This window comes from Rhodococcus sp. CH91 (assembly GCF_022554085.1).
Lineage (GTDB): Bacteria > Actinomycetota > Actinomycetes > Mycobacteriales > Mycobacteriaceae > Rhodococcus.
The window spans coordinates 25737-40703 of sequence record NZ_JAKFYR010000004.1; the positions used below are offsets into that span (position 1 = coordinate 25737).

The following is a 14967-nucleotide window of genomic DNA, read 5'->3' on the forward strand; positions in this document are numbered from 1 at the left end:
CGTCGCCGACGTGAGGTCTGCGCACGCGCAGGATCGTGGAGCGGCGGCGGTGGTCGACGCGCTCCTCGCAGCAGCGGTCTTCGTCGTCCTCGTCGGTGCGATCGTCGCCGATCTCGGAGGCGATCCCACCGCACCGGTGCCGCTCGCCTACGGCCTCGCCGCACTCGTCGCCGGTGCGATCCTGTTCCGCCGGAGGTATCCGGTCGCGGTGCTGCTCTTCACCGCCGTCGTGCTCGTCGGGTATTACAGCCTGTCGCTGCCACCCATCGGTCTGGCCGTTCCGCTCGCGGTGGCGTTGTACTCCGCCGCGGAACGGGAACACGTGCGCTGGGCCGTGGCGGTCGCCGTCACGCTGATCGTGCTGTCGACGAGTGTGCGGTGGGCGCAGGGCGACGACCCCGCCTATCTCCTCGGCTTCGAGGTGGGAGGACAGGCCGGTCTGATGGTCGCGGTGATCGCACTGGGCGACGGTGTCCGCGCGCGACGGGCCCTCCGCGCGGAGATGGTGCGGCGGGAACACGCGGCACGACTCGAACGCGAGCACGAGACCGCGCGGCGGGTCGAGCGGGAGCGGGTGGAGATCGCCCGCGACCTGCACGACCTGCTGGCACACACGGTCTCGGTGATCTCGCTGCACGCCGGTGTCGCGGCGGAGGCGATGGAGGACGATCCGCTTCTGGCCCGGCGGTCGCTGGTCGCGGTACGCACCTGTTGTTCGCGTGCCGTGGACGAACTCCACGCCACGGTCGAGGCTCTCCGCTCCCCCGACGATTCCCGTCGCACCCCGACGCCTTCGCTCGCACAACTTCCCCACCTTCTCGACACGGTGGCCGCTGCGGGGGTCGATGTGCGCCTCGAACGCGACCACCCGGCCGACGACCTTCCCTCGGTCGTCGCCGCGACCGCCTATCGTGTGGTGCAGGAAGCGCTGAGCAACGTCCTCAGACATGCCGATGCCACGAAAGCTGTTGTAGGACTGTCTCTTCGGGACGACGTTCTCACCGTGAGCGTGGAGGACGACGGTCGCGGACCGGGTGAGGACGGCTCGACCGGCTGGGGACTCGCCGGTATGCGGGAACGCGTCGGCCTGCTCGGCGGGACGATCGAGACCGGACGGGCCGACCGCGGGGGTTTTCTCGTGGCCGCGCGGATCCCGGCGGGGGGCCGGTCGTGATCAGGGTGGTGATCGTCGACGATCAGGCCCTCGTCCGGGAAGGGCTGCGTGCGCTGCTCGATCGCGCCGCCGATATCGAGGTGGTGGGTGAGGCTGCCGACGGGGACGACGCGGTGCGGGTGGTCGCGCGTACGGCACCGGATGTGGTGCTCATGGACATCCGGATGCCGGGAGCCGACGGGATCACCGCCACGCGGCGGATCGTCGGCGCCGCCTCGTCGGCCGGGACACGAGTGGTCGTGCTGACCACCTTCGACAGCGAGGACAACATTCTCGACGCGATCGGCGCGGGTGCCGTCGGATTCCTCGTGAAGAACTCCGCCCCCGAGGAACTCCGCGCCGCGGTCCGCACCGTCGCGGACGGCGACGCGATGCTCTCCCCGACGGTCACCCGCCGGGTCATGCAGGCGGCTGCGCGCAGTCCCCGGGTACGGGACACGCGGGCACTGGACGTGCTCACCGAGCGTGAACGCGAGATCCTCGCGGAGATCGGCTCGGGTCTGTCGAACGACGAGATCGGGCGCAAGTTGTTCATCAGTCCTGCGACCGTGCGGACCCATGTCACCCGGATCCTCGCGAAACTCCGGGCACGGGACCGGGCCAATCTCGTCGCACTCGCCTTCCGCACCGGGCTGGTCTCCCCGACCGATCCGTGAGAGCCGTTCGCCCCGGCGGCCAGTGGCCGCCGGGGCGAACGATCGGGACGAACGGCCGGTCAGGCCTGCGGCGCGAGTTCCTCCACGCGCAGCGGCGAGGTGTCGGCAGCGGCCGCAATGGCCTCCTCGAACTGCCGGCGGTCCACCTGCGAGCCGAGCACCAGAGCGAGTCGCGTCAGGAAACCCTCACGGTCGTTCTCCGCGGCCTGGTCCAGGGCTGTGGACAGGCCGAGCCACACGTTCTCGCGACGCTGTTCGTCCGCCGTGACCTGCTCGGCCGGCCTGGCCGGCAGCTGCGCTCCGGCCGGGGCGGAACCGGACCGCAGGGAGTCGGCGACCCCGCGCAGGTCCACGACCGGCACGCGGCACAGCAGCAGACCGTCGGGGCGGATGACGAAGGCTTCACCGGCCGTCGCACCCAGCGCGTCGGCGAGATCGGGCGCCTCGAGAAGAGTCACGCCGTCCACGGCAGCACTGCCGACGGCGAGAGCTCGCACGCCCTCGGGTGCGAGCGCGTGCGCCAGTTCGGTCGCGGCGGCGGCGAGTGCGGCGCTGCCTGCCTCGTCGAGGCCCACGCCGAGCACGGCGAATCCGGTGCCGCGAGCGTTGTTCAGCGAGGTCTCCTCCCCCGCGATGCGGATCCGGCGGTCCTCGACGGGGTCGCCGGGCAGCACACCCTCGGTCCCGGGGGCGACCGACCAGGTGAGCGGGGACAGCCGGGCGTGCGTGGCACTCGACTGGCGCGGATTGATCAGGTGCCCGAACTCGGGGCGGCCCACGGCGAGCGCAAGGATCGCGTCGCGCGTGGTGCGGTAGCCGTGGCTGCCGGGGCTCATGATGAGGGTCGACTTCCCGGCGTTGGCGACGTTCTGCTCCCACGCGTTGTGGCGTTCGAACGAGTAGGCCTGCAGGAGAGCCGGTTCGGCATTGCCGTTCACGACCGCGGCGAGCTGCCACGCGAGGGTCTCGGCGTCCTCCATGCCCGAATTGAGCCCGCGCACACCGAAGATCGGCACGAGATGCGCTGCGTCACCGGCGAAGAGCAGGCGATCGTGGGTGAACTCGTCGAGGGCGAGCGCGCGGGCGCTGTAGAAGCCCTTCCACTCCAGGGTCCACGGCAGGTCGTTCTGCAGCCAGTCGAGATGCTTGGCGATCCGGGCGCGGATCGCGTCCTCCTGCGTCTCGATCTCGGCGTCCTCCGAGGGATCGAGCTGGTAGTCGATCCGCCAGATGTTGCCGGGCTGCTTGTGCATGATGATCGTCGAGCCGGGGTTGCTCGGCGGGTCGAACCAGACCATGCGCTCCGCGGGGAGATCGGACTCCCAGTGGATGTCGGCGATGACGTAGCGGCCCTCGTAGCTGGTGCCCTGCAGACGCAGTCCGGCCAGTTCACGCATGCGGCTGCGGCCACCGTCGGCGGCGACGACCCACTGCGCGCGCAGATGGCGCTTGCCCGCTGCGGTGTCGACTTCGAGGGTGACCTCGTCGTCGCCACGCAGGATTCCGGCGATCGGCGCCTGCCAGTGCAGCGTGATGAGCGGGTTCTGCTCGATCGTGTCGACCATGATCTGCTCGAACTCCGACTGGGAGACGTTGATCATGGGCGGGCGGACGTCGAAATCACGGTGCGGCATCTCGAAGTGCAGCACCTGCCGGTCGCGGTAGAAGCTGCGGCCACCGACCCACGGCAGCACGATCTTCTCGAGTTCCTCACCGAAACCGAGTCGCGCTGCGGCTTCCAGGCTGTGCCGGGAGATACAGATTGCACGCGAACCGAAGGACACCTGATCCGCGGCCTCGAGGATCGTGACGGGCACGCCGCGCTGGGCCAGGCCGAGTGCGACGGCCATACCGACCGGACCGGCACCGACCACGACGACGGGCAGTGCCTCGTCGGTGGGTGCCATCGAGTCGAACTCCGACGCGGGGTACTTCGGCGGCTGGTAGTAGGTCGACATGCTCATGCACCTTCCTCGGGAGAGCGGCGGGAATCGGCGGTATCGGCGGTGTGCCCGGCGGAGGGCACGCGCAGCAGGAGGATGCTCGCGAGGCTGACGAGTGCGATCAGCACGAAGTAGCCCGTGATGGACATCGAGGTGCCGGTGGCGGCGAACAGGGAGGTCGCGATCATCGGTGCGAGACCGCCACCGAGGATGGCGCCGATCTGGTAACCGAGCGAGGCACCGCTGTAGCGGATCTTGGCCGGGAACAGTTCGGCGAACAGTGCGGACTGCGGACCGGCGCAGCAGCCGAGGGTGAACCCGAGACCCACCATCGCGACGAACATGACCGGAAGGAGCGCGGTGTCCATCAGCGGGAAGAACAGTGCCGCCGCGACCACGAGTGCCGCCGACGACCTGATGTAGATGGTGCGGCGTCCCACGAGGTCGGAGCGCCAGGCCGCGAAAGCCATGCCGGCCATCCAGAACGGGCAGGAGGCGATGAGCAGCGCGAGCATCGTGGTCTTGCTGAAGCCGAGCGTGGTTTCGCCGTACTTGAGGACGTAGACCATGTAGGCGTAGGCGATGCCGTTCGTGGCGATGAAGGTTCCGCCGGCCAGCAGCACCGTCTTCCAGTGCTTCGTGACGACCTCGAGGATCGGCAGCTTCTCGTCGGCGGGAGCCGGGGCGTCCTTCGCCGCGGTGAACTCCGCGCTCTCCTCGAGACCCAGACGGATCCACATGGCGACGAAGACGAGCACCGCCGAGGCGAGGAACGGGATACGCCAGCCCCACGAGGAGAACGCCTCTTCGCTGAGGAAGGCGGTCAGCGGCAGGTACACCAGATTCGCGAGGAGGACACCCGCCGGAACACCCAGCTGCGGTGCCGCACCGTAGAGGCCGCGCTTACCGGCCGGGGCGTTCTCGGTGGCGACGAGAACGGCGCCACCCCATTCGCCGCCCACGCCGAGTCCCTGCACGAAGCGCAGGGCGACGAGCAGGATCGGGGCCGCGACACCGATGGACGCGTAGTTCGGGAGCAGACCGATGGCCACGGTCGCGAAGCCCATCAGCAGCAGCGAGACGACCAGCATGGACTTGCGGCCGACCCGGTCACCGAAGTGCCCCATCACGATGCCGCCGATGGGCCGGGCGATGAACCCGACCGCGAGGGTGGCGAAGGCCGCCAGGGTGCCGGCCACATCGGACGACCCGGGGAAGAACTGGGGTCCGAGCACGAGCGCTGCAGCCGTGCCGTAGATGAAGAAGTCGTACCACTCGATGGCGGTGCCGACGAAACTGCCGAGCGCAGCTTTGCGCGCGGCTCTTGCCGACGACTTCGGCGTCGCGTCAAGGACGGTCATGTTCGTGCCCTCCGGCGGTCGATCTGAGGACGTCCGATTAACGAGCGTTCGGACGCAGTGGACCAATAATGAGAGGGGTCACATCGTTTGGAAAGCGCACAAAGCCGGTGAATATTCGCGGAAAAACCGTGAATTGGGACGTTCGGCCATGTCAGAGGGCTCGAGTGGTCCTCGCCACGTCGATCACGAAGTCCGTGAAAGTTTGGGCAACCCGGCTCGGGAGGGCGTCCTTACGCCATGCGAGCACGACCCGAACGGGTTCCGGCGAGGGGTCGACGACGGGAAGCAGGACGAGTGTGCGGCCCTCGTAGGTGACGTCCACCGCCGGCCGCTGCACGAGAAGCGTCCACCCCAGCCCGCGGCCCACGAAGGAGCGCGCCGTCTCGAACGTCTGGGTGCGGTAGGCGACGGCAGGGGTGAAGCCCGCCTCGGCGCACACCCGCAGGGCATGCCCCGAACTCGGCGGAGCATCGAGCAGGACCATCGGTTCGTCGGCGAGATCACGCAAGCGGATCTGCGAGGCACCCGCGAGAGGGTGTTCTGCCGAGATCAGCACCATCGGTTCCCGCTTGTCGAGAGTAACCGTCTCGAGGCCCGGTTCGAGATCCAGGTCGTAGAGGAACGCCACGTCGAGCTCGTGGGAGTCGAGCAGCATCCGCAGACGATTCTGCGTGTCCTCGCGGAAATCCACATCGGCGCGGGGATGGGCGCGCGTGAAGTCGGCGATGATCGCGGGCAGCAGCGTCGGCGCCAGCGAGAGGTAGCATCCCACCGCCACCGGCCCGACGACGTCTCCCGCCTCCGAGCGCGCATCACTTTCGAGTTCACTCGCGTGATGGAGCAACATCTTGGCCCGCTCGAGCACCGCGTGACCGGTCGGTGTCAATTTGACCCCGCGCGCCCGTTGCCGGACCAGGAGCTTGACCGCGAGCGCCTTCTCCAGGTCGGTGATCGCGGACGACAGTGCCGAGTGCGACATGTGCATGGCGTCGGCCGCCGCGGTGATCGTTCCCCACTCGGCGACGGCGACGAACGCCGCGAGTTGCCTGATCGTGTAGGTGGGCACCGAGTCCGTCCTCGCCATGCTCCTACCGTAGCCCCGGGCCGGACACGCTCATACGCACCGGAGGAGCGGCACGATCACCGTTCGTCGGCTGCCGGGCGAGGTTCCGGATCGTCCGAACGAGCCCACGTCTCCGTCACCCGCGCCCGCCCACGTTCGAATACCTCACCGAGCGCGCCCCCGACCGCCTTGAGCGGGCTGTCCATCGAGTCCAGCGCCTCGGCGACCACCGGATCCTCGTCCGCGAGCCAGCCGGCCTCGTCGGCACGGCACGCCCAGCGGAAGTCCTCGAAATCCTGTCGCAGTCCGGTGAGCACCTTCGTCGTCCGCCCCGACGACAGCCGGCGTACGACCTCGATCGGGGTGCCCTCCGCGAATCGGGCCAGCGCGGCCCGTGCACGTCGCAACAGGGAGGCGTCCTGGACGAAATGGTCGGCGAGCGCCTGCCGCGCCGCTGCGAGCGCCGCCGCGGCCTCGTCCTCGCGGGCGCGCGCCAGACGGACGCGATGCCAGAGGAACAGGCAGTCCTCGACGATCACGAGCAGCTGCAGGGTCTCCCCCAGCGCGCCGTCGACCGCGACCTTCTGCAGTAGTTCGACGTGCTCCCCCACCGTCACGTCGCGACCGAGACCGTCGAGAGACGACGAGGCGTGCTCGCGAAGCAGTGTCACCGTCTCGGTGAAGGCCGGCCCGGACCCGGCGATCGGCACCCACTCCCGATCGGGCAGGCCGCCGGTGTGCTCGACGATGGAGGCGGCTCGCGTCAGCGAGTTGTGGGTCGCGACGATGTCGCCCGCCCGGGGCGCACCGGCGAGGTCGAGAACGCGATCGACCGTGCCCGGGGCCGCCTCCTCGCCTTCGAGCCGCACCACGGCGGCCTCCACCGACGCGATCGCTCCTCGCAACGCCTCGACGACCGCGTCGGGGGCGAGGGGGACTGCGGCGGTGCGCTTCGGCATGTCGACCATCCCTCAATCGTGCTACGTCCGGGAGCGGGGTGCACCACCTCCCGCCGAAAGCCGGCCGGCTCAGTTCGGTACGCGGACCCAAGCCTGTTCGAGCAGCGCCACCACCTCGGTCTCACGGCGGGCACGGTACGCCGAGAGGATCCGGCGCGGTCGCGATTCCCCGTCGAGACCGAGAGCCGACGCGAGCGCCGACGCGATCCGCTCCTCGGGGACGGTCTCCGGCTCGGTGTGGCCGATGAGCGAGAGCGCCTTGCGCAAGGGTTCGGCGTTGTCGGCGACGGTGCGCAGCGGCAGAACGTCGAAGCGACCGTCCGCACGCACCTCGAGCAGCAACTCGTTGTCCTCCTCGACACCGATGTCCTCGAGGAACCGGCGGACGGAGGAGAGCCGGGGAACCGGGCCCGTCCACCGCAGGGTGTGCCCGCCCAGCCGTGACGGGAACACCACCGTTCCTCCGGGCGCGCACCCGGCGATCGTCGCGACCGCGGAAGGAACGGTGAACTCGGCGCCGCGCAGATGGTCGCGCGTCGCGGGAAGGCGCAACCGCCAGGCATCCCCCAGCCGGTACAGGCGACGGGTGCGTTCCGGTGCGGCGACCGGCACGTGCGAACGCGGACGGCGCCGCACGCGGCCGTCGACGACCTCGAATTCGCCTCCCGCCGCGAATGTTCGGGCCGAGTCCTCGGAGATGCCGAATCGGGCGACCAGCGCGGGAACCACCACCGCCAGATCGGCACTTCCCCCGCGGGCGTCGACCAATCGCGCGATGCGGTTGCGAACGGCGGTGACCACATCCGCTTCCCAGTCGGCCAGCGCCCATCGGTCACCGTCGAGGGTGAAGCGCTCGTCGTCACCCAGCTCGGCGACGAGCGTGTGGACGTCGGCGTTGACACCCATGCGGGCGACGAGGGTGTCGGCGGTCAGCGGGTCGCCGAGCACCTCGAGGACCTGGGCCGCTCGCCCCGCGAGCCCGTCGGGCGGAGACAGCAGACGACCCTCGAAGATCGTGGTTCCGCAATACTGCGTCCATGCCTCGAACTCACCGTCGGGCAGGGACCACACCGCCTTCACGGCGGCGGGTTCGACCACCCCGTTTGGCGATTCGAATTCCGAGAGCAGGCCGCGCATCTGTTTCTCGGCGTCGGGAAGATCGGGTACCGCGACCCATCCGTCCGCGACCTCGAAGCGATCGTCGAGCCGGTGCAGTACGCGCCAGAGGGGCACGTCGAAACCCGGCACGGTCCGGTTCAGCACCGGATACGCACGCGCGATCCGGTCGAAGGCCGCGACAGGACACACCTCGGCGCGCAGCGATGCGAGCAGGTCACCCACGGCCGTCCCGAAGGGAAAGCTGGACGGACCGGCGGGATCGCCGAGGTCGTCGCGCACCCGGCGTCGCAGTTCCTCCCGCTCCGCATCGGGGAGGCCCTGGAGGTAACCGGCGAGTTCGGCGATCGGGTCGGCGGGCGCGGGCAGCGGCAGATCCCGTGCCGTGAGGGCGCGCAGCCGGGCCGCGGCGTCCTGGATCTCCTCGGGAGCGCCGTCACCCGGCTCGGCCTGCAGTAACGGCGCGTCGTCCCGGCCGCACACCCGGCGCCATCGCGCCAGCGCCGCGAGGTCCTCGAGGAGCAACGCCACGGCCGGCACCCGTGCGGCACGCGGCTCGGCCTCCAGGGTGGACGGTTCGCGCAGGGCCGTCGCGACCAGCGCGGCACAGACGATCTCCTCCACGGACTCGCGGTCGGCTCCGCGCACCCCGAGCAGGTCGGCCGGACTGCGGCTGAACAGCTCGGCGGTGGTGGGCGCGTGCGGAAGCCGCGCGACGACGGTCGCGGCCGCCGGACCGAGATCGAGTGCGACGACGGGCACTTCACCTTCACGCAGCAGACCGTCCGCGAACCGGAGTTCCGGATGATCGGTGACGTAGATGTGGGCGAGTTCGGCGCACAGCCCCGCGATGTCGGTGTGCGCACCGGTATCGGCCGGAGACTCGTTCTCCCACCACCTGGGAGCCGACACCAGCGCGCCGAGAGCAGCGGTGCGCGCCGAACCGTACCGGTCGAGCCAGGGCATCAGATCCACCCAACGGCGGGTGTCGAGTTCGTCCACCGACAAGGCACGAGACCACAGCGACACTGACCGTTGCTCCTCTTCCACGCCCGGCGGGCGGCCCGCGGGCCCCTCTCCGGCGCCGATGCCGCGCTCGTGCGGCGCGTATGCGCCCGGCGCCCGATTCGGACGCCGTTTCTCACCCTACAGTCCGGGCGAGGCGCCGGCAGGTCAGGCAGCTCAGGTCAGAGCGATGTCGGCATCGGTCCCCTCACGCGACTCCGGCCGCAGCCGCAGTAACACCAGCCCCGCCACCGACGCGACGATGAGCGACGCCACCGCCCCGTTCACGTGAAGGGAGTACACGGCGATCACCGCCCCGGCGAGTCCCCCCAGCAGAGCGATCCAGAGCAGTACTTTTCCCAGGACCGAAGCCATTTCTCCGCACCTTCCGGCAAGTCACGATTCGAACGCCGAGAATAGTGTCATCTGTCACAGTCCCACCGAAAGCCCTCCGGTGTGTCGACGGATCGTGTGGGTTCGTTGCCCCAGGCATACTGGTGCGGTTCGCGTCGGGCGAACGGCGCAACTGGGTACCGCGAGGCACCGGGGAGGCGGAGAAATGACGGAACCGGCGAGCGACACGGCAGGCACGGATGTGATCCTGCGGGACGTGACCCTGCGCGACGGACTGCAGTTGACCAGCAAACTGCTGCCCACCGAGCGCAAGGTGGAGATCGTGCGGAGCCTGCTCGCGGCAGGAGTTCCCGAACTCGAGATCGGATCCCTGGCCCGCGCCGACCTGGTGCCCCCGATGGCGAACAGCCTCGACCTCGTCGCGGCGCTGACCGAGGAAGAACTCGACCGGTGCTGGATCTGGGTGGCCACCCCCCGCCACGTGGAGAAGGCGATCGCGGCCGGCGCCCGCCGGTTCCAGTACTGCTTCTCGGTCTCGGACGCCCACAACCGTGCCAACATCGGCCGCGACACCGAGGACAGCCTCGCGGCGATGCCGTCGGCGATCGAACGCGCCCACGCCGCGGGCGGCAGTATCCAGTTGTGCCTGGCGACCTCCTTCACGTGCCCGTTCGACGGGCCGGTCGATCCCGACCGGGTCGTGGAGATCGCGAACGATCCGCGGACCGACGGGGCCGCGGACATCGTCGTCGCCGACACCCTGGGCCAGGCCGTGCCGGGGCAGGTGTCCTCGCTGGTCGCGCGGCTGGCGGCCGAGTCCCCCGCTCGGCGGATCGTGTACCACGGGCACGACACCTGGGGGCTGGGGGTCTCCGACAGCCTCGCCGCGATCGCCGCCGGGGCGAGCGTCGTCGACGGCGCGCTCGCCGGCCTCGGCGGATGCCCGTTCGCCCCCGGGGCGAGCGGCAACACCGCGAGCGAGGACCTGCTGTTCGCGACGCGCCCGTCCTGGCTCGACCCGGACGTCTTCGGAGCTCTCGTCCGCCTCGGCGAGGACATCGTGACCGAACTGGGCGAACCGAACCGGTCGCGCGCCCGTCAGGGCGCCCGGTCCGAAGCCGACGCCTTCGACTGGGTGCTGCGGTGACGCGGATCCTGATCGCCCCGGACAGTTTCAAAGGCACCTATTCGGCCACGGAGGTCGCCGACGCGATCGCCGCCGGCGCCGAGAGCGCCGGGCACACCGCGATCCGGATGCCCGTCGCGGACGGCGGCGAGGGCACTCTCGAGGCGCTCACCGAACCTCTCGGACTCGATCGGATCGAGGTCGACGCCGTGAATCCGTGGCGCGCACCGTGTCGCGGCCTGCTCGGCATGTCCCCGGACGGGACGGCGGTCGTCGAACTCGCCACCGCGAGCGGCATCACCACCCCGCACGCCGGTCCCCGCGACGCCGTCACGGCCGACACCTACGGCACCGGCCTCGTCATGGCGGAAGCCGTCCGGCGCGGCGCACGGCACATCGTCGTCGCCGCGGGTGGATCGGCGACGACCGACGGCGGTGCGGGTGCGATCGCCGCGATCGAGGAACGAGGCGGGCTCGGCGACGCGCGGGTCACCGTGCTCTCCGACGTCACGACCCGCTACACCGATGCGGCACGGATCTTCGGGCCACAGAAGGGTGCCGATCCTGCTGCCGTCGACCTGCTCACGCGGCGGCTCGAAGCGACGGCGCGGACCCTGCCGCGTGATCCACGACAGGTGGACGGCACGGGTGCGGCCGGTGGGTTCTCCGGCGGCATGTGGTCGAGGTTCGGTGCCGAACTGCGTTCGGGTGCCGACTTCGTGCTCGACGCAGTGGGATTCGACGACGCCGTGCGCACCGCCGATCTCGTGGTCGTCGGCGAAGGACGCCTCGACGGCCAGTCGCGGGCGGGCAAGATCGTCTCGGCGATCCTCGCGCGGTGCGACGACCTACCGGTGGTGGCGGTGGTCGGCTCGGTCGGCGAGGATCTCGGCGATTTCCGCGCTCGCTTCACGGATGTCGTCGTGGCCTCCGATGCCGCGGCCCTGACCCGTGCAGGGCACGAGCTGCGGGTGTGACCCTCACGACCGCAGTGATGCTGCGGTCACGGCGTGCTGGGTGGCGTGCCCTCGCACGGCGGCGCCGCCGGCACCGTCTCCTCCGGGGACGGCACCTGTCCGGCATCCGGATCGGAGGCGCGGGCCGGCCACGAGGCCGGCCGCACGTCGGAACACGGATCCTCGACGAGCGGGCGATCGGGCTGGGGAACCGGCGAAGGCGGTGGTGCGACCGCGGTTTGCAGACCCGGAGCGGATCGGCCCGGCTGCGTGCCACCGCCCACCGCGACGGCCAGTCCCCCACCCAGCAGAGCGACGAGGAGGACGAGCGTGGCCAGCAGGACGGTTCCGCGACGACGCCCGGCGGGCGCCGCGGCGACGGGCGGGACGCGACGTTCGGCGGCGACGAGCGCCGCCCCGGTCGCGCGGTGCCACGGCACTCCGTGCGGAGTGACGAAGGGAACGCCGAGAACGGTCGAGAGCTCTCGTGCGGGCGCGGCGTCGCCGGGCCGAAGATCGAGGAAGACCACGGCGGCAGGGGACGTCCCGGCGCGGGCGATCGCCTCGTCCATCGCCTCGGGCAGCGACTGTGTGTGGGGGCCGAATTCGTCGCCCTCGGGGCTGACCGTGGACAGCACCGTCCGTGACGGGACGTCGACGACGGAGGCGGATTCCACCCCGAAAGTGCGGGTGTGCAAGGCCAGTACCGGCAGGTCCGACAACTCCGGCGCCCCGGCGAGGAAGGCCAGACGCGCGTCGTCGAGCACGACGACGTCGACGTCGAGGCCGAGGACGGCCCGCACCGCCTCGGCGACCGGCTCCGCGTCCTGATCGTTCTCCTGACCCGTCACCACCGCTGCCGCGACGAGATTCAGAGATGCCGACGCCGCACGTTCGGCCATGACGGTGGCGGCGGCAGCGGCCGCGTCCGCCGGGTCGGCTCCGGGTGCGCCGAAGCCCCGCTGGGAGTCGAACGGGCCGAGAGCCGGCACGTCGGCGTCCACGAGGACCGCGCACACCTCACCGTCGTCCAAAGAGATGCCGAGCATCGGGCGCATCTGTCCGTCCCTCCACGGCTGCCTGCACGATTCGCGACGCCCTGCACGGCGGTCGCCCGAACGAGCCTAACCGACACGTGCGGTCACTTCCGGTAACAACCGACCGTGAGTCCGACGACCGCGGCGGTGTAACTCCCGAAGGTGATGTACGAACCGTCGGCCGCGAACATCCGCAGCGTGAAGCCGGTGTCGGGCGGGAGCACGAGGCGACCGTGGAAACCCGCCCGCGATGCGGTCTCCTCGAAGAGTTCAGCGGCGCGGTCGAGTTCGTCCACCGGCACCGGACGGCTCGATCCGTGGATCGGAAGGTGCACCGTCACACCGCGCGTACCGTCGCGCAGGACACATCCGGCGGTCGTGCCGTCGTATCTCGGTTCGAATCGAACTCCGGGGAACTCGGCGGACAGCACCGTCAGGACGTCGCGCTGGACAGCGGTGTAGAACTCCACGGCACCCGCGCTGGTCGTGGCGACCGGTTCGGGCATCGGAACGGGCGTCACCGTGGTCGTGCACGCCGCGACGAAGGGGAACAGCAGGGCGACGAGCACACGGGCGAGCCGCGGCATGGCGGTCACGACGTACTCCGTTCTGCGGTGCCGGTGACGACGCCCGCGATGTGATGGGAACTCGACGTTCCGGGATCGAGATAGGAACTGTGGCCGGTGATGCCGGCGAGCGGGACACCCGTCGCGGTCGTGCCCGGCCCGGTAGGAAGATGGGTGAGCCCGTCGAGGAAACTCGGGTCGCCGCCGAAGGTGCCGGCGTCGGCGACGAAGTCGCGGTCGGCCTCTGCGAGATAGGCGGATCCGGGTGGGATCCGCAACTCACCGATGTCGTCGGTCCCGATTCCCGGGGCACCGAGGAAGACGGCGGCATCGGCCGCGCCGGTGTCCTTCAGCGCCATGCCCGTGACGAGCGCGCCGTACGAGTGCCCGACCGCGGTGACCCGCGGATCGTCGGGGCGGGAGGCGGCGATCCCGTCGAGGAAATCCGTGAGCCGAGGCGCGGCGATCTGCGCGGCGAGATCGGAGACGGGGCTGCGCTCGGTGAAGGCGAGCCCCCACCCCCAATGGGGCGCTTGATAGTTCATCCAGGTGACGGCGGCCACCGAGGTTTCGCTCTCGGGGCCACCGAGGTGGAGCCGGGCAGTCTCGCGCAGTGCCGCGACCTGGGTGTCGTAACCCTCGAGATTGCCCTGCACGGTCGACCCCGCACCCGGAACGAAGACGGCCACGTGGGCGGCGGTGTCGACGTCCCCGACCGCCACGGCCGCCATCGCTTCACGCCCGGACAGATCGAGGGCGAGAAGGTGCCGGTCGCTGTGGGCGAGAGTCGCCTCGATCGCGTCGAGCGCCTCGAGTTTCTTCCGCGTCTGTTCCAGATCCGCGTCGGCGTCGGTGAACAGACCGGTGACTCCGCTCCGGCCGAGTGCCGTCCCGCCCAGGAACATCGCATCGAGCCGGTCCTGCAGATGTGCCGCCGCCGCCTCGAGGCGGTGGCGTTCACTGTCGAGCAGTGCACGATTGGCGAGATCTCGGGTGGCAGCGGGAATTCCGTCGAGTGCGCCGATGCGCTCGGGACGCTCGGCCGCCAGCGCGGTCCGGGTCGTGTCGTCGAGTCCGCTCCACCATCGCGCGACCTCGCCGGGATCGGCGCCCGCATCCGGGAGAACGGGCAGCGGTGACGGGCCGGAGCGTGGGAATGCCGCGTACATCCGGCCGCCGTCGGCGAACGCTGCTGCGGCCGAGTCGGGTTCACCGGACAGGTGAACCCACGCCTCACGGTCGAGAGCGTCCGCACGGGCGAGCACGGAGTCCAGCGGCACCTTCAGCAGATCGTCGTCCTGGACGGCGAAACCACGTTCCGCGGCCCGGGCACGCAGCTCGTCCAGCTCGGTCCGCAGCGCCCGCAGGCGCGGCGCGACGAATCGCGCGCACCGCGCCACCCGCCGGAACGAATCCGACTGCGCGTCGAGATCGACACTGTGCGAGGACAACCCGGCGAAGGCTCCGTCGTACGCCGCGCCTCGCCAGGTGCTGCCGAAGGAAGCCCGCCGCAGCACATCGCCTGCGACGACGTCGAGCGCGTCGGCGCACCGCCCCAGTTCGGCCCCCACCTGCTCGAGCGCATCGGGATCCCAGCCCGCCAGTTCGTCCACCCGCACGACCACCACCCCCTGCCGCGGGAGCATAGGGG

Annotated in this window: 13 protein-coding genes; 4 read left to right on the forward strand and 9 right to left on the reverse strand. The window is 70.6% G+C overall.

Annotated elements, in window-relative coordinates:
• The first annotated feature begins 10 nt into the window (after positions 1 to 10).
• Positions 11 to 1174 (forward strand): sensor histidine kinase, encoded by a 1164-nt coding sequence (locus MOM01_RS23320; RefSeq protein WP_241385158.1) that lies wholly within the window; start codon positions 11 to 13, stop codon positions 1172 to 1174.
• Positions 1171 to 1830, forward strand: coding sequence for a response regulator transcription factor (locus MOM01_RS09385; RefSeq protein WP_308196976.1), 660 nt, complete (start codon positions 1171 to 1173; stop codon positions 1828 to 1830). Before MOM01_RS23320 ends, MOM01_RS09385 begins: the two co-directional genes overlap by 4 nt.
• Before the next feature lie 59 nt (positions 1831 to 1889).
• Here the strand turns inward: MOM01_RS09385 and MOM01_RS09390 are convergent, their stop codons facing one another.
• The 6 genes from MOM01_RS09390 to MOM01_RS09415 form a co-directional block, all read right to left on the reverse strand.
• Positions 1890 to 3788, reverse strand: coding sequence for an FAD-dependent monooxygenase (locus MOM01_RS09390; RefSeq protein ID WP_241385487.1), 1899 nt, complete (start codon positions 3786 to 3788; stop codon positions 1890 to 1892).
• A 2-nt stretch (positions 3789 to 3790) separates the two neighbouring features.
• Positions 3791 to 5134, reverse strand: coding sequence for an MFS transporter (locus MOM01_RS09395; protein ID WP_241385159.1), 1344 nt, complete (start codon positions 5132 to 5134; stop codon positions 3791 to 3793).
• Positions 5135 to 5285: 151 nt separating this feature from the next.
• Entirely contained in the window at positions 5286 to 6218 is a 933-nt protein-coding gene (locus MOM01_RS09400) for a LysR family transcriptional regulator (RefSeq protein ID WP_241385160.1), read from the reverse strand.
• 56 nt (positions 6219 to 6274) lie between these two features.
• Positions 6275 to 7165, reverse strand: a complete 891-nt coding sequence (locus MOM01_RS09405) for a hypothetical protein (protein ID WP_241385161.1) — start codon at positions 7163 to 7165, stop codon at positions 6275 to 6277.
• Positions 7166 to 7225: 60 nt separating this feature from the next.
• Positions 7226 to 9301, reverse strand: coding sequence for a hypothetical protein (locus tag MOM01_RS09410; RefSeq protein ID WP_241385162.1), 2076 nt, complete (start codon positions 9299 to 9301; stop codon positions 7226 to 7228).
• 153 nt (positions 9302 to 9454) lie between these two features.
• The gene (locus MOM01_RS09415) at positions 9455 to 9652 is read right to left on the reverse strand and encodes a hypothetical protein (RefSeq protein ID WP_241385163.1); all 198 of its coding nucleotides are present in this window, start codon (positions 9650 to 9652) and stop codon (positions 9455 to 9457) included.
• A gap of 184 nt (positions 9653 to 9836) precedes the next feature.
• Between MOM01_RS09415 and MOM01_RS09420 the strand changes: the two genes are divergently transcribed.
• Both MOM01_RS09420 and MOM01_RS09425 read left to right on the forward strand, forming a co-directional pair.
• Positions 9837 to 10778 carry a hydroxymethylglutaryl-CoA lyase gene (locus tag MOM01_RS09420; protein WP_241385164.1) on the forward strand — a complete coding sequence of 314 codons (942 nt, stop codon included), beginning with the start codon at positions 9837 to 9839 and terminating at the stop codon, positions 10776 to 10778.
• On the forward strand, positions 10775 to 11734 hold the full coding sequence (locus MOM01_RS09425; RefSeq protein WP_241385165.1) for a glycerate kinase: 960 nt from the start codon (positions 10775 to 10777) through the stop codon (positions 11732 to 11734). Before MOM01_RS09420 ends, MOM01_RS09425 begins: the two co-directional genes overlap by 4 nt.
• A gap of 26 nt (positions 11735 to 11760) precedes the next feature.
• Here MOM01_RS09425 and MOM01_RS09430 read toward each other — a convergent pair whose 3' ends face one another.
• The 3 genes from MOM01_RS09430 to MOM01_RS09440 all read right to left on the reverse strand — a co-directional run bounded on the left by MOM01_RS09430 (position 11761) and on the right by MOM01_RS09440 (position 14962).
• On the reverse strand, positions 11761 to 12771 hold the full coding sequence (locus MOM01_RS09430) for a hypothetical protein (RefSeq protein ID WP_241385166.1): 1011 nt from the start codon (positions 12769 to 12771) through the stop codon (positions 11761 to 11763).
• Positions 12772 to 12854: 83 nt separating this feature from the next.
• On the reverse strand, positions 12855 to 13337 hold the full coding sequence (locus MOM01_RS09435) for an LppA family lipoprotein (RefSeq protein ID WP_241385488.1): 483 nt from the start codon (positions 13335 to 13337) through the stop codon (positions 12855 to 12857).
• Positions 13338 to 13342: 5 nt separating this feature from the next.
• The gene (locus MOM01_RS09440) at positions 13343 to 14962 is read right to left on the reverse strand and encodes an alpha/beta hydrolase (RefSeq protein ID WP_241385167.1); all 1620 of its coding nucleotides are present in this window, start codon (positions 14960 to 14962) and stop codon (positions 13343 to 13345) included.
• Positions 14963 to 14967: the final 5 nt, after the last annotated feature.